Genomic DNA, 18,575 nt, shown 5'->3' with positions numbered 1-18,575 from the left:
CCCGAGGTGGTCCGTCGTGACGCCGCTTCTGCATGGATCCAGCCTAGGCGGGGGTCCTCCGGAGCACCGCGACGAACATGGCGTCGGTGCCGTCGACGTGGGGCCACCACTGCTGGGTCGACTCGACCGTCACGTCGTCGCGACCGGCGGTGACGGCTGCCACGACGCCCGTGGTCTCACGCAGGTGCGGCGAGCAGGTGGCGTACGCCACGACTCCCCCGGGGCGCACCAGCTCGAGGGCACGCGTCAGCAGCGCCTCCTGCAGCGGGACCAGCTGGTCGAGGTCGGACGGCTGGCGGCGCCAGCGCGACTCCGGACGTCGCCGCAACGCACCCAGGCCCGTGCACGGCGCGTCGACGAGCACACGATCGAACGACGCGGGTTCCCACGGCCCCTCCCGGCCGTCGTGCACGGTCACCTCGACATTGTCGAGTCGTCGGACTCCCTTGCTGACCAGCACGGCCCGATGCTGCTGCACCTCGTTGGCGACCAGCGTGGCACCGCGCTGCGCGGCGATCGCACCCCACAACGCCGCCTTGCCTCCCGGCCCGGCGCACAGGTCGAGCCAGCGAGCGTCGGAGCCGTCGACGACAGCGTCGGCAGCAGCGATGGCCACCAGCTGCGACCCTTCGTCCTGCACGCCCGCGCGCGCATCACGCACCGCCTCGATGTCGCCCGGCAGCCCTGCGTCGAGGATGCGGGCGTAGGGCGACAGCAAGCCCGGTACGCCGGGAAGATCGGCCGGATCGATCAAGCCGGGGCGTGCGACGAGCGTGACCTTGGGGGGTTCGTTGTTGGCGACGAGCAGCTTGTCGATCTGCGTGGCGTGACCGCCGAGCGCCTCGCGCAGCGCCTCGACGATCCACCGAGGATGGGAGTGCCGGACGGCTCGCGCGTCGTCGGCGTCGGCACCCTCGGTGACCGCCTCGATCCAGCCCTCCAGGTCCTTCTGACCGATCTTGCGCAGCAGCGCGTTGGCGAAGGCGACCGGCTTGTGGCCGATCTCGCGGCGCACGACGTCGACCGACGTGGAGACCGCAGCGTGCGGTGGCACCCGCATGCTCAGCAGCTGGTGGGTTCCGAGGCGCAGGGCATCGAGCACCGGCGCGTTGATGGAGCCGATGCCCTTGCTGGCGACGCGGTCGATGATCGCGTCGTAGGTGCCGCGGCGGCGGATGCTGCCGTGCACGAGCTCGGTGGCGAACGCGGCGTCGCGACCGTCGACGTGGTGCTCGGCCAACATCGTCGGGAGCACGAGGTTGACGTAGGCGTCGCGCTCGTCGACCGCACGCAGCACCGCGAACGCGATCGATCTGACCGGATCGGTCATGCGAACACCGCGGCAGTGGTGCCGCCGAGCCCGCGACCCCAGTCGGCGGCCGCCATCTGCTTCTTTCCCGTGGCCTGCACCTGGCCGAGCACGAGATCGGTGGTGGCGGTGCCGACCCGCACCTCGCGCTTGCCGATGCTGACGTGCCCGGCGTCCAGCGTGGAGTCATCTGCGATCGTCGCCGGACCGATCTTGAGACGCTCGCCGTCGAGGGTCGTCCAGGCACCGGGTGCGGGCGTGCACCCGCGGATCTGGCGGTCGATCGCGAAGGCCGGACGACTCCAGTCGATGCGACCGTCGTCGGTGGTGAGCTTGTGGGCGTAGGAGATGTTCTCCTCCGGCTGCGGGACGGCCCCGATGTCGCCGTCCTCGATGTGGTCGATCACGTCGGTGAGCAGGTGGCTGCCGAGGTCGGCAAGACGTTCCAGCAGGGTCGCGGCGGTGTCCTCGGTGCGGATGCGCTCGGTGATCGTGCCCAGCACGGGACCGGCATCCAGCGCCTCGACCAGCGAGAACACGGTGGCGCCGGTGATCTCGTCGCCGGCCATGATGGCGCGCTGCACCGGGGCGGCGCCGCGCCAGGACGGCAGGACCGAGAAGTGCAGGTTGACCCACCCGAGCTCGGGGATGTCGAGTGCCTCGCGTCGGATCAGGGCGCCGTAGGCGACGATCGGGATGCAGGCGGGACCGATCTCACGGAGTCGGGCCAGGAAGTCGGGGTCCGATGCCTTGGCGGGCGTGAGCACCTCGATGCCGTGCGCCCTCGCCGCTTCGGCCACCGGAGAGGGTCGCAGGGTGCGACCACGGCCGGCAGCTGCGTCCGGGCGCGTGATGACGGCTGCCACCTCGTGACGACTCGCGACCAGTGCCTCGAGGCTCGGGACCGCCACGTCAGGAGTACCGGCGAAGACGAGTTTCACTCGCCCGAGTCTAGGTGTCGGCGACGACCGCCCCGACTCCCCCGGGCAACCCGTCACTCCTCCGGGTGAATTTCCCGGGAGGAGTGACGGTTTACCTGGGTCTCCTGGTAAACCGACCCCTCACAGACGCGTGGGGTCGACCTGGATGCGAAGTCCCGGGAGCTTGGCCGCGCTGCGCTCGGCGGCGACCTGCTGCAGCGCAGCGGAGAGTGCGGCGCCGTGGCGGCGGGGGGTGCGCAGGATCAGTCGCTCGGCGGACCGGGGATCGCGGGGGTCGAGCGGCACGGGCCCGAGGACCTCGGTGGGGTCGGGCCACGGACGGTCGACCAGGGCGGCCAGCACGTCGGCGTCGGCCTCCACTGCGGCCAGCCGGGCGACCGGAGGCAGGTGGGTCTCGGCGCGATCGGCGAGCTCCCGCTCGGCCAGACCGACCGGGTCGGCACGCACGAGCGCCTGCAGATGGGAGGGATCGCCGATGACCACCGCGTGGGCTCCGGGCCGGGCGAGCGCCAGCGCGTTGAACCACCGCCGGTGCGACTCCTCGACCACGCGGACGTCGTCGCGACCCAGCATCAGCCAGGTGTCGAGCAGCACGACCAGTCGATAGCCACCGGGCACCGGTGGTTCGGCACCCGGGGTGGAGAGCACGATCGTGCGGCCCTCGGGTGCCTCGTCGAGCACGTGCGAGCCGCCGCTGGTGACGACCTGGTGGTCACCGAAGGCGCGCCCGAACTCCTCGGCGGTGCGCAGCTGCCCCACGGTGGGTGCCCGCAGCACGGTGCCGCCGCACTCGCGGCACGACCACGGGTCGGCCACCGTTCCGCACCAGCGACACACCGGGGCGGCGCCGGCGGACGTCTGCACCAGCGCACCCTCGCAGGCCGAGCACCGAGCCGAGGCACGACACCGCTGGCACGACAGTGAGGTGCGGTAGCCGCGGCGCGGCACCTGGACGAGCACGGGGCCGTCGGCTGCTCTGACCTCGGCGAACACCGGCCCGGGCAGCCGCACGGGAGCCGCGCCGTCGATGCTGCCGTCGGTGAGCGTGACGCGAGGCCAGCGAGCACGACGGACGGCCTGCTCGGCGACGATCTCCCCGCACCAGCCCGACGACACCAACGACTGGCCCTCGGCCGTGCGCGCATACCCGCCCACCAGCAGGCCCGAACCCTCGCGCGAGGCGCGCAGGAGCATGACCTCACGCGTGTGCGGATAGGGCGCACGCGGCTCCTCGAACAGGTCGTCGCCGTCGTCCCACAGCGCGAGCAGGCCGAGATCGGCGACGGGCGCGTAGGCGGCTGCGCGGGTTCCGAGCACCACAGTGACCGCGCCACGCGACGCCGCCAGGAACGATCGCCACCGCTCGGCCGGTTCCTGCCCGGCGGTGAGCACGACGAACCCGTCGTCGCCGAGCACCGTCGCGAACACGGTGCGCCACCGTTCGACGTCGCGCTGGTCGGGCACGCACACGATGGCGCCGCGTCCGCTGGAGACGGTGGCGAGCACGGCCTGCGCCACCAGCGCAGCGGGATCGGTGCCCGGCAGCGCGTTCCACCAGCGGCGCGGACTCTCCCCTGCCGCCAGCGACGCGACCAGCTCGGGACCGCCTGCCAGGTCGGACCACACCGAGGGATCGGCCTTCCCCGGGACGCGGGCCGGCTCACGCGTGCTCCGCTCGGCCCGGGCGTGGCGCGGGGGAACGGCGAGCCGCAGGACGTCGCCGAGCGTGCCGGCGTAGCGGTCGGCGACCTCGCGGGCCAGAGCGAGCACGTCCGGGCTGAGCACGGGCTCGGGCGAGACGACCTTGGCCAGGAGTGCGAGCCGCCCCTCGTGGTCGGACTCGGCGACCCGGTCGACGAGGAACCCGTCGACGAGCTGACCGGCGAATCGCACCTTGACCCGGCACCCGACCACCGCCTGGTCGTGCAGGTCGGCCGGGACGAGGTAGTCGAAGTACCGGTCGAGATGAGCCAGTCCGGTGTCGACGGCCACGCGGGCCACGGGCAGGTCCGTGGCAGTCTCCGGAACCGGCTTGGGCCGACGGGTCCGACGCGGAGCCGGCGACGGGATCAGCTCCAGCTGCTCGTCGGTCCCCCCGGCATCGCTCGCGTCGCTCACGTGGGTGTTTCTACCAGTCGCCAGCGACGTGCCGCGTGCCGCTTGCCAACAGATCCCCCGATCACTAACCTACAACCTTATGGTTGTATTACAGCAGATCGGCGATGCCGAGGTGGACCGGTTGTTCCACGCCCTGGCCGATGCGACGCGCCGTGACATCGTGCGCCGCACCGTCGAGGGCGAGCTGTCGGTGAGCCGCATCGCGGAGGCCTACCCCATGAGCTTCGCTGCCGTGCAGAAGCACGTCGCCGTGCTGGAGAAGGTCGGCCTCGTGACCAAGCACCGCCGAGGAAGGGAGCTGCTCGTGCGCTCCGAGCCCGAGACGGTCCAGCGCGCCCGCCGAGCGCTCGACCAGCTGGCCGAGGCCTGGGAGGGCCGCGTCCAGCGCATGTCGGACCTGCTGGACGCCACACCGAACGACACACCCACCACCGAAGGAGCATGAGATGGACCTGAAGATCGACAAGGACCTCGAGAACCGCACCCTGACCGTCACCGCGACGTTCGACCACCCGCAGGACCGGGTGTGGGACCTGTACGCCGACCCCCGCAAGCTCGAGCGCATCTGGGGACCGCCGTCGCACCCCGCCACCGTCGTCGAGCACGACCTGAGGCCCGGTGGCGTCGTGCGCTACTACATGACCTCCCCCGAGGGCGAGAAGTTCCACGGCCTGTGGCGTGTCACGGCGGTCGATCCGGGACGTTCGTTCGCGGCCGACGACTACTTCGCCGACGCTGACGGCGAGCCGCTGGAGGACATGCCGGCCTCGCACTTCGTGTTCACCTTCGCCGAGACGGGCGGGCGCACGACGATGACCACCGTGTCGTCCTATGCCTCCACCGAGGCGCTGGAGCAGGTGCTCTCGATGGGCATGGAGGAGGGTCTGCGCGAGGCCATGGGCCAGATCGACGGCGTGCTCGCGGAGGGCTGAGCGCTCCCCATCCACGCAGAACGCCCCCACCCGGTTCGGGTGAGGGCGTTCTGGCGTGATCTCTCAGGCGCCGGCGGCAGCCTTGAGCGCGTCGGCGCGGCTGGTGTCCTCCCACGGCAGGCCGTCGCGGCCGAAGTGGCCGTACGCGGCGGTCTGCGCGTAGATGGGACGCAGCAGGTCCAGGTCACGGACGATGGCGCCGGGGCGCAGGTCGAAGACCTCCAGCACGGCCTCGCGGATCTTCTCGTTGGGCACGGTGCTGGTGCCGAACGTGTCCACGTAGAAGCCCACCGGGTGCGCGACGCCGATGGCGTACGCCACCTGCACCTCGGCCTGGGTGGCCAGACCGGCCGCGACGATGGTCTTGGCGACCCATCGCATGGCGTAGGCGGCCGAGCGGTCGACCTTGCTCGGGTCCTTGCCGGAGAAGGCACCGCCACCGTGGCGGGCGTAGCCGCCGTAGGTGTCGACGATGATCTTGCGGCCGGTGAGGCCGGCATCGCCCATGGGCCCGCCGATGACGAACTTGCCCGTGGGGTTGATGTGCAGCTTGGCACCCGAGGCGTCGATGTCGTACTGCGACAGGACCGCGTCGATGACGTGCTTCTTCAGGTCCTGGGGCAGCTGGTTCTCCAGGTCGATGCCCTCCTCGTGCTGGGTGGAGATGACGATGGCCTCGACCCGCACGGGCTTGCCCTCGTCGTCGTACTCCACCGTGACCTGGGTCTTGCCGTCAGGACGCAGGTACGGCAGCGTGCCGTCCTTGCGGACCTTGGTCAGCTGCTGGGCGAGGCGGTGCGCGATGGTGATCGGCAGCGGCATGAGCTCGGGCGTCTCGTCGCACGCGTAGCCGAACATCAGGCCCTGGTCGCCGGCACCCTGCAGGTCCAGCGGGTCGGCCGAGCCGGAGGCGCGGTTCTCGAACGCCGAGTCGACGCCCTGCGCGATGTCCGGGCTCTGCGCATCGAGGGTGACCTGCACGGCGCAGGACTCACCGTCGAACCCCTTGGTGGAGGAGTCGTAACCGATCTCCAGCACCCGGTCACGTGCGATGCGGGCGATGTCGACGTAGGCCTCGGTGGTGACCTCACCGCCGACGAGCACCATGCCGGTGGTCACGAACGTCTCGCACGCGACACGGCTCTTGGGGTCCTGGGCCAGCAGCGCGTCGAGGACGCTGTCGCTGATCTGGTCGGCGATCTTGTCCGGGTGTCCCTCGGTGACGGACTCGGACGTGAAGAGACGGCTCACTTGTTCTCCTGTGTTGATGGGCTCTGGGGAGTCTAACGACCGGGAGGCAGGTCGGTTCCGGAGTCCATCCGTTGGACCACCGCATCCCAGATGGCGTGGGCGAGGTCGAGCTTGGGACCGAGCGGAACCTCCGACGCCGACCCGTCCGACGAGAGGATCACCGCCTGGTTGTCGGGGCTCCCGAACACCTGTCCTCCACTGACGTCGTTGACGACCAGCAGGTCGCAGCCCTTGCGCTGCAGCTTGGCGCGGGCGTGGTCGAGCACGGACGCGGTCGCATCGCCGGTCTCGGCCGCGAACCCGGCGATGACCGGGCCGGCAGCCGAGCCCCGATGGCGCACCAGCTCGGCGAGGACGTCGGGGTTCTCGACCAACGAGATCTGCGGCGCGATGCCGTCTGGGGACTTCTTGATCTTGGCGTCGACGAACTCGGCCGGGCGGAAGTCGGCGGGTGCCGCAGCCATGACGACCGCGTCGGCGTCGGCCGACGCCGCCAGCACGGCCTGGCGCAGGTCCTCGGTGCTCACCACGGGCACGACCTCCACCCCGGCGGGCGCCTGGAGCGACACGTTCGCCGACACGAGGGTGACGTCTGCGCCACGGGCCACGGCGGCCTCGGCCAGCGCGTAGCCCTGGCGACCCGACGACCGGTTGCCGAGGAATCGCACCGGATCGAGGTACTCGCGGGTGCCACCGGCCGACACCACGACGCGTCGGCCCGCGAGATCACCGGGTCGTGGGTCGAGCACCCGCAGCGCAGCCGCGTAGATCTGTTCGGGATCGGGCAGCCGACCCTTGCCGGTGTCGACGCCCGTGAGCCGACCGACGGCCGGTTCGATGACCACGCAGCCGCGTTCGCGCAGCGTGCGGACGTTCTGCGACGTGGCGGCGTGCTCCCACATCTCGGTGTGCATGGCCGGTGCGAACACCACCGGACAGTGCGCCGTGAGCAGCGTGGAGGTGAGCAGGTCGTCGGCGATGCCGGCTGCCGCCTTGGCGAGCAGGTTGGCCGTGGCGGGGACCACCAGCACCAGGTCTGCCTCACGGCCGATGCGGACGTGGGCGACCTCGTCGACGTGCTCGAACACCTCGGACTGCGCGGGGTGGCCGGACAGTGCCTCCCACGTGGCAGCGCCGACGAAGTTCAGCGACGAACGGGTCGGAACCACCCGGACGTCGTGCCCGTTCTCGGTGAACAGCCGCAGCAGCTCGGCGGCCTTGTAGGAGGCGATGCCTCCGGACACGCCCAGGACGATCTGGCTCATGAGCGCCTCCCGGAGCGGGAGTGGGTCAGGCCTCGGTGGTGGCCGTCGGGTCGATGTCCTCGACCGTCAGCAGGTCGGCGTTGATCTCGCGCAGCGCGATGGACAGGGGCTTCTCCTGCACGCCGGTCTCGAGCAGCGGGCCGACGTACTCCAGCAGGCCCTCGCCGAGCTGGGAGTAGTACGCGTTGATCTGACGAGCGCGCTGAGCGCTGTAGAGCACCAGCTTGTACTTGCTGTCGGCCTTCTCGAGCAGGTCGTCGAGCGGCGGGTTGGTGATGCCTTCGGCGACTGAGCGCGTGGTTGACAAGGGAGCCTCGCAGTTTTCTGGGGATTTCGGGTGCTTCAGGACAGTTCAGGAACCGGCCGGGTCGCGGCCAGCACCGAACAAGTCTACCAACTCCGCACAGGCGGTCTCGACATCTGTGTTCACGATGGTCACGTCGAACTCCGACGCCGCCTCCATCTCGACCCGCGCCGTCTCCAGCCGGCGCTCGCGCTCCTCGGCCGTCTCGGTGCCGCGGCCGACCAGACGACGGGTCAGCTCGTCCCAGCTGGGCGGAGCGAGGAAGCACATCAGGGCGTCGGGCATGGTCTCGCGCACCTGCCGGGCGCCCTGCAGGTCGATCTCCAGCAGAGCCGGCCGTCCCGCCTCCAGCTGCTCCTCGACGGCGGCGCGTGGCGTGCCGTAGCGCGCACGGCCGTGGACGACGGCCCACTCGAGCAGGCCACCGGTGGCGACCAGCCGGTCGAACTCGGCGTCGTCGATGAAGTGGTAGTGCACCCCGTCGACCTCGCCGGGCCGTGGGCGCCGGGTGGTGACCGACACCGAGATCCAGATCTCCGGGTGGTCACGCCGCACGCAGGCGGCGACGGTCCCCTTGCCCACGGCAGTGGGACCGGCCAGCACCACCAGACGCGAACGGGCCTGGTGGCCCTCAGCCACGCGGCTTGTTGAACTCGTCGAGCAGCGCCTTGACCTGGTTGGCGCCCAGCCCGCGCAGCCGTCGACTGTCGGCGATGCCGATGCGGTCCATGATCTCCTGGGCCTTGACCGCGCCCACGCCGGGCATGGAGCGCAGCAGGTCGACGACCTTGAGCTTGGCGACGATCTCGTTGGCCCGCGCCTCCGCGATCACCTCGCCCAGCGTGGCACCGGAGTGCTTGAGCCGGTTCTTGACCTCTGCGCGCACCTGACGGGCCGCGGCTGCCTTGGCCAGAGCCGCTTCACGCTGCTCAGGAGTCAGCTTCGGGAGTGCCATGTCCTCACCTCGTTCTCACTTCAGCTCGATGTCGCAGGTCTTCTTGACGTCGGCCACCACGGCCTTGCGCTGCGACGTGGTGCCGTTGAACCGCTTGTAGGCCTTGTTGAGGATCTCGACGTCGCCGGCGCTGAGCGCCGTGCGCTTCTTCTCGTCGCCCATGTCCTCGAGGGCGAACCCGACGTCCTCGTGCGCCGTGACCACGCCCTGGGTCGCGCGACCCAGGCTGGCCCACTGCTCGTTGATCGGTGAGGGCGCGGCCTTGCTGATCGCCACGAGTGCCTTGGCGTACGCGGCGAAGGCCGCATCGGTGCGCTTGGCGCCGAAGGAGTCCAGCGCAGACTGCTGCGCCTTGACCGCGACGCAGTAGGGGTCCTCCTCGCCGCCGCAGGCAGCGGTGGAGCCGAGCAGCATCGCGACCGCGACGGTCGCGACGATCCGGCGGCGTGCGGTCATGCGGTGTGGCCTCCTGAGCCCTTGCGGGTCCTAGGAGCCTACAAGTTCGACGTTGGTGCGCGCGGCTTCTGCACGCAGTGTCGCCGGGTCGGGTCCGACGGCCAGGACTCCGCGCGAGCTCGAGGCGATCACCTGGTGCCGGACCGAGCCGAACAGGCGGTCGATGTCCTGCACCGTGCCGCCCTGCGCCCCGAACCCCGGCACCAGCAGGGGTCCGTTGATGTCGAGGTCCTCGACGGCGTCGCCGATCGTCGCGCCGACGACCGCACCGAACGAGCCGATCGGCTCCGCACCGGCGTTCATCGAGCGCAGCTGCGCGAGGACCGACCCCGCGACGGTCTCTCCGCCGTCGGTGCGCGCGTGCTGGAACTCCGGCCCCTCCTTGTTGGACGTCAGAGCCAGCACGAACACGCCTGCGTCGTTGTTGGCGGCGACGTCGAAGAACGGCTGGAGCGACCCGAACCCGAGGAACGGGCTGACGGTGATCGCGTCCGCAGCCATCGGCGCGTCCTCGTCGAGGTAGGCGTCGGCGTAGGCCGCTGCGGTGCTGTCGATGTCACCGCGCTTGACGTCGAGCACGGTGAGCGTTCCGGTGTGGCGAAATCCCTGCAGCAGGCGCTCGAGCACGGCCACGCCCGCCGCGCCGAAGCGCTCGAAGAAGGCCGACTGGGGCTTGACGAAGCCCACCTGCCCGGCGAACGCCTCGAGGCAGGCGTCGGCGAAGCGCTCCACGCCCTCGACGCTGTCGGGCAGACCCCACTCCTCCAGCAGCCGGGCGTGGGGGTCGATGCCGACGCACAACGGGCCGTAGGCGCGGCGTGCGGCGTCGAACCGCGATCCGAAGCTCATCGCGCGACCTCTCCCCCGACCTGTTCGCGGCCGGCCGTCACCAGCGATCCCCACTCCTGCAGCGAGGTGACGCCGATGCTGCCGTCGATCAGCGCCTCGATGCCCTGCACGGCGGCCGCCAGCCCCTGCACCGTGGTGATGCACGGAATGCCCTCGGCGACGGCGGCCGTGCGGATCTCGTAGCCGTCGATGCGAGCGTTGGTGCCGGCCGAGATGCCGTGCGGCGTGTTGATGATCAGCTGCACGTCCTGCTGCTTGATCTTGTCCACGATCGTCGATCGGGTCTGACCGGCCAGCGGCTCCTCGTGCAGCTTGCGCAGCACGGTGGTCCTCACGCCGTTGCGCGCCAGCACCACCGCCGTGCCGCTGGTGGCGAGGATCTCGAAGCCGAGGTCGGCCAGTCGCTTGATCGGGAAGATCATGTGTCGCTTGTCGCGGTTGGCCACCGAGACGAACACCTTGCCCGCCGTGGGCAGACCGTTCTGCGCGCCGGCCTGGCTCTTGGCGAAGGCCGTGCCGAACGTGGTGTCGAAGCCCATGACCTCTCCGGTCGACCGCATCTCCGGACCGAGGAGAGTGTCGACGTAGGTGCCCTCGTAGGTGCGGAAGCGGTTGAACGGCATCACGGCCTCCTTGACCGCGATGGGCGCGTTGTCAGCGATCTTGCCCCCGTCGCCCGTGGCCGGCAGCAACCCTGCCGTCCGGAGGTCGGCGATGGACTCCCCCAGCATGATCCGCGCGGCCGCCTTGGCCAGCGGCGTGGCCGTCGCCTTGGACACGAACGGCACGGTGCGCGAGGCACGTGGGTTGGCCTCGATGACGTAGAGGATGTCGGACGACAGGGCGAACTGGATGTTGATCAGACCCAGCACGCCCACGCCGCGGGCGATGGCCTCGGTGGCCTCGCGGATGCGGTCGATCTCCAGATCCCCGAGCGTGATGGGCGGCAGCGCGCAGGCCGAGTCGCCCGAGTGCACGCCGGCCTCCTCGATGTGCTCCATGACTCCGCCGAGGAACAGCTCGTCGCCGTCGAAGAGCGCGTCGACGTCGATCTCGATGGCGTCGTCGAGGAACCGGTCGACCAGGACCGGCCGTTCGGGCGTGATCTCGGTGGCCCGGGTGATGTAGTCGGCCAGGGTCTCCTCGTCGTACACGATCTCCATGCCGCGGCCACCGAGCACGTACGACGGGCGCACCAGCACCGGGTAGCCGATCTCGTCGGCGATCTGCTTGGCGTGGTCGAACGTCGTGGCCATGCCGCTCTTGGGTGCGACCAGCCCTGCCGAGGCGAGCACCTGTCCGAAGGCGCCGCGCTCCTCGGCGAGATCGATCGCCGACGGCTGGGTGCCCACGATCGGCACGCCGGCGGCCTCCAGGCCCGCGGCCAGTCCCAGTGGGGTCTGACCGCCCAGCTGCACGATGACTCCCGCCACCGGCCCGGCCTGCTGCTCGGCGTGCACGATCTCGAGCACGTCCTCGAGCGTCAGCGGCTCGAAGTACAGGCGGTCGGAGGTGTCGTAGTCCGTGGAGACGGTCTCGGGGTTGCAGTTGACCATGATCGTCTCGTAGCCGACCTGCGACAGCGCCATGACGGCGTGGACGCAGGAGTAGTCGAACTCGATGCCCTGACCGATGCGGTTGGGTCCGCTGCCGAGCACGATCACCGCCGGCCGCTCACGCGGCTCGACCTCGGTCTCCTCGTCGTACGTGGAGTAGTGGTACGGCGTGGTGGCGGCGAACTCCGCGGCGCAGGTGTCGACGGTCTTGTACACCGGCAGCACCCCCAGCGCGTGGCGCACGCCGCGCACGACCTCCTCGGTGAGACCGCGGATGCGTCCGAGCTGGACGTCGGAGAACCCGTGCCGCTTCGCGCGACGCAGCAGTGCCGGTGAGAGCTGGGGCGCCTCGATCAGCTCGACGGCGATCTCGTTGATCAGCACCAGCTGGTCGAGGAACCACGGATCGATGCGGGTGGACTCGAACAGCTCGTCCGGCGTGGCGCCGGCACGGATCGCGTCCATGATCTTGCGCAGACGACCGTCGTGCGGGACGGTCACCTGGGTCAGCAGGGCGTCCTTGTCCAGGTCGACCCAGTTCTTGCTCCAGTCGAAGACCGCTTCGGGGCGCTCCAGCGAGCGGAGGGCCTTCTGCAGCGCCTCGGTGAAGTTGCGGCCGATCGCCATCGCCTCGCCGACGGACTTCATGTGAGTGGTCAGCGTGGGGTCGGCGGCCGGGAACTTCTCGAACGCGAACCGCGGCACCTTGACCACGACGTAGTCCAGCGTGGGCTCGAACGACGCCGGCGTCTTGAGCGTGATGTCGTTGGGGATCTCGTCGAGGGTGTAGCCGATCGCGACCTTGGCCGCGATCTTGGCGATCGGGAAGCCCGTGGCCTTCGACGCCAGCGCGCTGGAGCGCGAGACGCGCGGGTTCATCTCGATCACCACGATGCGCCCCGTCGTCGGGTCGACCGCGAACTGGATGTTGCAGCCGCCGGTGTCGACGCCGACCTCGCGGATGACGCCCAGCGAGATGTTGCGCAGCTTCTGGTACTCGACGTCGGTCAGTGTCAGGGCCGGTGCCACCGTGATCGAGTCGCCGGTGTGGACGCCCACGGGATCGAAGTTCTCGATCGAGCACACGATCACCACGTTGTCGGCGGTGTCGCGCATGACCTCGAGCTCGTACTCCTTCCAGCCCAGGATCGACTCCTCGAGGAGCACCTCGGTGGTGGGGCTGAGCGCCAGGCCGGAGCCGGCGATGCGGTCGAGGTCGGCCCGGTCGTACGCCAGACCCGACCCGCTGCCGCCCATGGTGAAGGACGGCCGGACCACGACCGGGTAGCCACCGAGCTCCTCGACGCCGGCGACGCACTCCTCGAGCGTGTGGCAGATGACCGAGCGGGCCACCTCCGCGCCCCACTCGGGCGGCAGGTCCTCCACGATCCGCTTGAAGGTCTCGCGGTTCTCGCCCTTCTGGATCGCCTCGATCGAGGCGCCGATCAGCTCGACGCCGTACTTGTCGAGCACACCGGCCTCGTCGAGCGCGATGGCGGCGTTGAGCGCGGTCTGGCCGCCCAGCGTGGCCAGCAGAGCGTCAGGGCGCTCCTTGGCGATCACCATCTCGACGAACTCCGGCGTGATCGGCTCGACGTAGGTGGCGTCGGCGAACTCCGGGTCGGTCATGATCGTGGCGGGGTTGGAGTTGACCAGGATGACGCGCAGGCCCTCCTCCTGCAGCACCCGGCACGCCTGGGTGCCCGAGTAGTCGAACTCGCACGCCTGGCCGATGACGATCGGGCCGGACCCGATCACCAGGACGGACTGGATGTCAGTTCTCTTGGGCATCAGGCATCTGCTCCAGACGTGACGGGGTTGTCCTGCATCAGCTGGACGAATCGGTCGAACAGGTAGGCGGCGTCGTGGGGGCCGGCGGCCGCCTCGGGGTGGTACTGCACGCTGAAGGCGGGTCGTTCCAGGAGCGCGAGCCCCTCCACCACCTGGTCGTTCAGGCACACGTGCGTGACCCTGCCCGGACCGAACGGCGTCTCGAAGTCCTCACCGATCGGGGCATCCACGGCGAACCCGTGGTTGTGGGCCGTGACCTCGACCTTGCCGGTCGTGAGGTCCTGCACCGGCTGGTTGATGCCGCGGTGGCCGTAGACCAGCTTGTAGGTGCCGCGGCCGAGGGCGCGTCCGAACACCTGGTTGCCCAGGCAGATGCCGAAGTACGGGATGCGGGCCTCGAGCACGTCCTGCACGACCGCGACGGCGTGGTCGGCCGTGGCCGGGTCGCCCGGGCCGTTGGACATGAACACGCCGTCGGGGGCCAGCGCTCGCACCTCGTCGAAGGTGGCGGTGGCCGGCATGACGTGCACCTCGATGCCCCGTTCGGCCATCCGGCGCGGGGTCATGCCCTTGATGCCGAGGTCGATCGCCGCAACGGTGAACCGCTTCTCGCCGACCGCCGGGACGACGTAGGTCTCGGGCGTGGTGACGTCGGCCAGGAAGCTGGAGCCGGTCATGGTCGGTGCCGCCTGCACCCGACCGAGGATCTCGTCGATGGTGTGTCCGTCGGGTCGTCCGCCCGGCCAGTCGCCCGACGCCACTGCCGCCCGCATCGATCCGCGCTCACGCAGGTGGCGCGTCAGAGCGCGGGTGTCGACGCCGCAGATGCCCACGACGCCCTGCGCCTCGAGGGCGTCGTCGAGGCTGCCGGTCGACCGCCAGCTCGAGTGGACGCGGGCAGGGTCGCGGACGACGTACCCGTCGACCCAGATGCGGCGGGACTCGAAGTCCTCGTCGTTGACGCCGGTGTTGCCGATGTGGGGAGCCGTCATCGCGACGATCTGACCCTTGTACGAGGGGTCGGTCAGCGTCTCCTGGTAGCCGGTCATTCCGGTGGAGAACACGATCTCGGCGATCGTCTCCCCGACCGCGCCGTAGGACTCGCCGTGGAAGACGCGGCCGTCCTCCAGCACCAGGACGGCAGGCAGGGTCGTGGAGTTGCGGTTGCTCATGCGTGGACCTCCTGAAGTCCGGTGGCCCGGGAAGGGAATGTGTCGGTGCGGCGGGCAGGCCCCGAGGGCCGAGGCGAACCACACCCGAACAACTCACCGTGGCGGGCAGGCCCGTTCGCCAAGGAGCGCAGCGACCGTGAGGCCGCAGGCCGAGGCGAACCACACCCGAACAACTCACTGTCGCCTCGGTCGCTCGTACCTCGCTCCCTCACAGTCGGCCGCAAACGGCCTCCTTGGCGAGCGGGCCCGTTCGCCAGGGAGCGCAGCGACCGTGAGGCCGCAGGCCGAGGCGAACCACACCCGAACAACTCACTGTCGCCTCGGTCGCTCGTGCCTCGCTCCCTCACAGTCGGCCGCAAACGGCCTCCTTGGCGAGCAGGCGGTTCGCCAACGACAAGCTCCGCGCCACGGCGGGCAGGCCCGTTCGCCAGGGAGCGCAGCGACCGTGAGGCCGCAGGCCGAGGCGAACCACACCCGAACAACTCACCGTCGCCTCGGTCGCTCGTGCCTCGCTCCCTCACAGTCGGCCGCAAACGGCCTCCTTGGCGAGCAGGCGGTTCGCCAACGACAAGCTCCGCGCCACGGCGGGCGGGCCCGTTCGCCAGGGAGCGCAGCGACCGTGAGGCCGCAGGCCGAGGCGAACCACACCCGAACAACCCGCTGTCGCCTCGGTCGCTCGTGCCTCGCTCCCTCACAGTCGGCCGCAAACGGCCTCCTTGGCGAGCATGCGGTTCACCAGCGACGCGTCCTGCGTCGGCTCGGTCGCTCGTGCCTCCTCGGCGTGCAGCGAGGGCCCCGCTGATCATGCGGGGGCGCCTTCGACGAGCGCTCCGTCGAGGACCGTGGGGCGACCGGACAGGATCGTGGCGACGACGCGACCGGGCAGCTCGCGACCGGCGTACGGGGTGTTGCGCGACAGCGACGCGGTGTCGGTGGGCTGCACCACGCGGGTGGCCGAGGGGTCGTACAGCACCAGGTGAGCGGGCTCGCCGACCTGGATCGGTCGACCGTGTGCGCTGACCCGTCCGATGCGGGCCGGGATGGCCGACATCGCCCCAGCAACCCGCTCCCAGCCGATCAGGCCGGTGTCGACCATCGTCTGCTGCACGACCGACAGGGCCGTCTCGAGGCCGATCATGCCGAACGCGGCAGCCGACCACTCGCACTCCTTGTCCTCCATGGGGTGCGGCGCGTGATCAGTGGCGACGATGTCGATGGTGCCGTCGGCCAGGCCCTCGCGGACGGCGGCGACGTCGTCGTCGGAGCGCAGCGGCGGGTTGACCTTGAAGATCGGGTCGTAGCTGCGGACCAGCTCGTCGGTGAGCAGCAGGTGGTGCGGTGTCACCTCGGCGGTGACGTCGATGCCGCGGCTCTTGGCCCACCGGACGATCTCGACCGACCCGCGGGTGCTCAGGTGGCACACGTGCAGGCGTGAGCCGACGTGCTCGGCCAGCAGCACGTCGCGGGCGATGATCGCCTCCTCGGCGACCGCCGGCCACCCGACCAGGCCGAGCTTCTCCGGACAGCACCCCCTCGTTCATCTGGGCACCCTCGGTGAGGCGAGGTTCCTGCGCGTGCTGGGCGATGACCCCGTCGAACGCCTTGACGTACTCCAGGGCCCGACGCATCAGCACGGCGTCGTGGACGCACTTGCCGTCGTCGGAGAAGACGCGGACGCCTGCCGCGGAGTCGGCCATGGCACCCAGCTCGGCCAGCCGTTCGCCGGCCAGCCCGACGGTCACGGCGCCGATCGGCTGCACGTCGCAGTAGCCGCCCTCTCGCCCGAGGCGCCAGACCTGCTCGACGACACCCGCGGTGTCGGCCACCGGGTCGGTGTTGGCCATGGCGTGCACGCAGGTGAAGCCACCACGCGCCGCGGCCTGCGATCCGGTGAGCACCGTCTCGGCATCCTCGCGACCGGGCTCGCGCAGGTGGGTGTGCAGGTCCACCAGACCCGGCAGGGCGATCAGGCCGTCGGCGTCGATCGGCGTCGCACCCTCGTCGGGCAGGTCGGTGCCGATCCGGGCGATGACGCCGTCACGCACCAGGACGTCGGCGGGCTCGGCGCCCAGGATCGAGGCGCGGCGGATGATCAGGTCGGTCATGCGGTTCCTTCGAGGCTGGTGTGCTCGCCGGCGGTCTGGCCACCGACGAGCAGGTAGAGGACGGCCATGCGCACCGCGACGCCGTTGGTCACCTGCTCGACGATGACCGACCGGACGTGGTCGGCGACGTCGGCGGTGATCTCCATGCCGCGGTTCATCGGGCCGGGGTGCATGACGATGGCGTGCTCCGGCAGGCGGTTCAGCCTGCGAGTGTCCAGCCCGTACCGGCGGCTGTACTCACGGGCGCTGGGAAAGTACGACGCGTTCATGCGCTCGGCCTGGACCCGCAGCATCATGACGGCGTCGGCCTTCTCCAGCGACGCGTCGAGGTCGTAGGACGTCTCGACCGGCCAGTGCTCGACACCCACCGGGAGCAGGGTGGGCGGGGCCACCAACGTGACGTGCGCACCCAGGGTGTGCAGCAGCAGCGCGTTGGAGCGGGCCACACGGCTGTGCAGGACGTCACCGACGATCGTGACGTGCTTGCCCTCGAGGCCGTCCTCGCCGTCGACCGCGAGGTGGCGCCGCATGGTGAACGCGTCGAGGAGCGCCTGGGTGGGGTGCTCGTGGGTGCCGTCGCCGGCGTTGATGACCGCTCCGTTGGTCCACTGCATGTGAGCCAACCGGTGGGGCGCCCCCGAGTGCTGGTGGCGGACGATGACGGCGTCGGCACCCATGGCCTGCAGCGTCAGCGCCGTGTCCTTGAGGCTCTCGCCCTTGGACACGCTGGAGCCCTTGGCGGAGAAGTTGATCACGTCGGCACTCAGTCGCTTGGCCGCCGCCTCGAAGGAGATGCGGGTGCGGGTGGAGTCCTCGAAGAACAGGTTGACGACGGTGCGTCCACGCAGCGTGGGCAGCTTCTTGATCGGCCGGCTGGCGACTCCCAGCAGCTCCTCGGCGGTGTCGAGGATGCGCACGGCGTCGGCCCGGTTGAGGTCGCCAGCGCTCAGCAGGTGCGTGATCACGGCGCCACCCCGATCGACACGGCGTCGGACCCGTCGGTCTCGGCCACCGACACCTTGACCAGCTCGGCCAGGGAGGTGGGCAGGTTCTTGCCCACGAAGTCCGCCCGGATCGGGAGCTGGCGGTGGCCTCGGTCGATCAGAACGGCCAGCTGCACGGCCTGCGGGCGACCGATGTCGTTGAGCGCGTCGAGGGCGGCGCGGATGGTGCGTCCCGAGAACAGCACGTCGTCGACCAGCACGACGACCTTGCCGTCGACGTCGTCCGGAATCTCGGTGTGCTCCAGCGCACGGGCGGGCTTCATCCGCAGGTCGTCGCGGTACATCGTGATGTCGAGCGCGCCGGCGGTGATCGTGCGGCCCTCGACGGCCGACATGCGATCGGCGATGCGCCGGGCCAGGTGCACGCCGCGCGTGGGGATCCCGAGGATCACCAGGCCGTCGGCGTCGCGGTTGCGTTCGAGGATCTCGTGGGTGATGCGCGTCAACGCACGCGAGATGTCCTGCTCGTCGAGGACTGTGCGGGCGGGCGCTGCACTCGGGTCGGCACCATCGGGCGTCGTCACGAGTGACCTCCTTCTCCGCCTCACGGGACGGCCGTTAAAGGAT

Annotated in this window: 16 protein-coding genes and 1 pseudogene; 2 read left to right on the top strand and 15 right to left on the bottom strand. The window is 70.4% G+C overall.

The features are described 5' to 3' along the window. Window positions 1-43: 43 nt before the first annotated feature. The 3 genes from AC0L5F_RS00995 to AC0L5F_RS00985 form a co-directional block, all read right to left on the bottom strand. A complete protein-coding gene (locus tag AC0L5F_RS00995; RefSeq protein ID WP_473314739.1) occupies window positions 44-1,330 on the bottom strand; it encodes an RsmB/NOP family class I SAM-dependent RNA methyltransferase in 1,287 nt (428 codons plus the stop codon). Continuing rightward, window positions 1,327-2,250 carry a methionyl-tRNA formyltransferase gene (fmt, locus tag AC0L5F_RS00990; protein ID WP_473314738.1) on the bottom strand — a complete coding sequence of 308 codons (924 nt, stop codon included), beginning with the start codon at window positions 2,248-2,250 and terminating at the stop codon, window positions 1,327-1,329. The genes AC0L5F_RS00995 and fmt overlap by 4 nt, the downstream gene beginning before the upstream one ends. Window positions 2,251-2,370: 120 nt before the next feature. Further along, window positions 2,371-4,368, bottom strand: coding sequence for a primosomal protein N' (locus AC0L5F_RS00985; protein ID WP_473314737.1), 1,998 nt, complete (start codon window positions 4,366-4,368; stop codon window positions 2,371-2,373). Window positions 4,369-4,447: 79 nt separating this feature from the next. Between AC0L5F_RS00985 and AC0L5F_RS00980 the strand changes: the two genes are divergently transcribed. Beyond that, the gene (locus tag AC0L5F_RS00980; RefSeq protein WP_473314736.1) at window positions 4,448-4,813 is read left to right on the top strand and encodes an ArsR/SmtB family transcription factor; all 366 of its coding nucleotides are present in this window, start codon (window positions 4,448-4,450) and stop codon (window positions 4,811-4,813) included. A 1-nt stretch (window position 4,814) separates the two neighbouring features. Next, entirely contained in the window at window positions 4,815-5,300 is a 486-nt protein-coding gene (locus AC0L5F_RS00975) for an SRPBCC family protein (protein ID WP_473314735.1), read from the top strand. Between the two features lie 63 nt (window positions 5,301-5,363). On the opposite strand, the gene metK is transcribed toward AC0L5F_RS00975, so the two are convergent. From metK to pyrR, 12 genes and pseudogenes are all read right to left on the bottom strand, one after another. Beyond that, window positions 5,364-6,551 (bottom strand): methionine adenosyltransferase, encoded by a 1,188-nt coding sequence (gene metK, locus AC0L5F_RS00970; RefSeq protein ID WP_473314734.1) that lies wholly within the window; start codon window positions 6,549-6,551, stop codon window positions 5,364-5,366. A gap of 32 nt (window positions 6,552-6,583) precedes the next feature. Continuing rightward, window positions 6,584-7,816, bottom strand: coding sequence for a bifunctional phosphopantothenoylcysteine decarboxylase/phosphopantothenate--cysteine ligase CoaBC (coaBC, locus tag AC0L5F_RS00965; protein WP_473314733.1), 1,233 nt, complete (start codon window positions 7,814-7,816; stop codon window positions 6,584-6,586). Window positions 7,817-7,841: 25 nt separating this feature from the next. Then, the gene (gene rpoZ / locus AC0L5F_RS00960; RefSeq protein WP_473314732.1) at window positions 7,842-8,123 is read right to left on the bottom strand and encodes a DNA-directed RNA polymerase subunit omega; all 282 of its coding nucleotides are present in this window, start codon (window positions 8,121-8,123) and stop codon (window positions 7,842-7,844) included. 45 nt (window positions 8,124-8,168) lie between these two features. Next, complete coding sequence (gene gmk / locus AC0L5F_RS00955; protein WP_473314731.1) at window positions 8,169-8,759, bottom strand: guanylate kinase; 591 nt, start codon at window positions 8,757-8,759, stop codon at window positions 8,169-8,171. Then, complete coding sequence (mihF, locus tag AC0L5F_RS00950) at window positions 8,752-9,075, bottom strand: integration host factor, actinobacterial type (RefSeq protein WP_473314730.1); 324 nt, start codon at window positions 9,073-9,075, stop codon at window positions 8,752-8,754. The genes gmk and mihF overlap by 8 nt, the downstream gene beginning before the upstream one ends. A 15-nt stretch (window positions 9,076-9,090) precedes the next feature. Next, window positions 9,091-9,531, bottom strand: a complete 441-nt coding sequence (locus tag AC0L5F_RS00945) for a hypothetical protein (protein ID WP_473314729.1) — start codon at window positions 9,529-9,531, stop codon at window positions 9,091-9,093. Between the two features lie 30 nt (window positions 9,532-9,561). After that, a complete protein-coding gene (gene pyrF / locus AC0L5F_RS00940) occupies window positions 9,562-10,380 on the bottom strand; it encodes an orotidine-5'-phosphate decarboxylase (protein ID WP_473314728.1) in 819 nt (272 codons plus the stop codon). After that, on the bottom strand, window positions 10,377-13,727 hold the full coding sequence (carB, locus tag AC0L5F_RS00935; protein ID WP_473314727.1) for a carbamoyl-phosphate synthase large subunit: 3,351 nt from the start codon (window positions 13,725-13,727) through the stop codon (window positions 10,377-10,379). The genes pyrF and carB overlap by 4 nt, the downstream gene beginning before the upstream one ends. After that, a complete protein-coding gene (gene carA / locus AC0L5F_RS00930; protein WP_473314725.1) occupies window positions 13,727-14,899 on the bottom strand; it encodes a glutamine-hydrolyzing carbamoyl-phosphate synthase small subunit in 1,173 nt (390 codons plus the stop codon). The genes carB and carA overlap by 1 nt, the downstream gene beginning before the upstream one ends. Window positions 14,900-15,701: 802 nt before the next feature. Beyond that, window positions 15,702-17,004 (bottom strand): annotated as a pseudogene (locus AC0L5F_RS00925) (dihydroorotase). Beyond that, complete coding sequence (locus AC0L5F_RS00920) at window positions 17,001-17,966, bottom strand: aspartate carbamoyltransferase catalytic subunit (protein WP_473316230.1); 966 nt, start codon at window positions 17,964-17,966, stop codon at window positions 17,001-17,003. The pseudogene AC0L5F_RS00925 and the gene AC0L5F_RS00920 overlap by 4 nt, the downstream one beginning before the upstream one ends. Beyond that, window positions 17,966-18,532 carry a bifunctional pyr operon transcriptional regulator/uracil phosphoribosyltransferase PyrR gene (pyrR, locus tag AC0L5F_RS00915; RefSeq protein WP_473314724.1) on the bottom strand — a complete coding sequence of 189 codons (567 nt, stop codon included), beginning with the start codon at window positions 18,530-18,532 and terminating at the stop codon, window positions 17,966-17,968. The genes AC0L5F_RS00920 and pyrR overlap by 1 nt, the downstream gene beginning before the upstream one ends. Between the last annotated feature and the right edge of the window lie 43 nt (window positions 18,533-18,575).

It is taken from the genome of Aeromicrobium sp. 10G20-16 (genome assembly GCF_055809665.1).
This window is presented reverse-complemented; position numbering and strand designations above follow the sequence as displayed.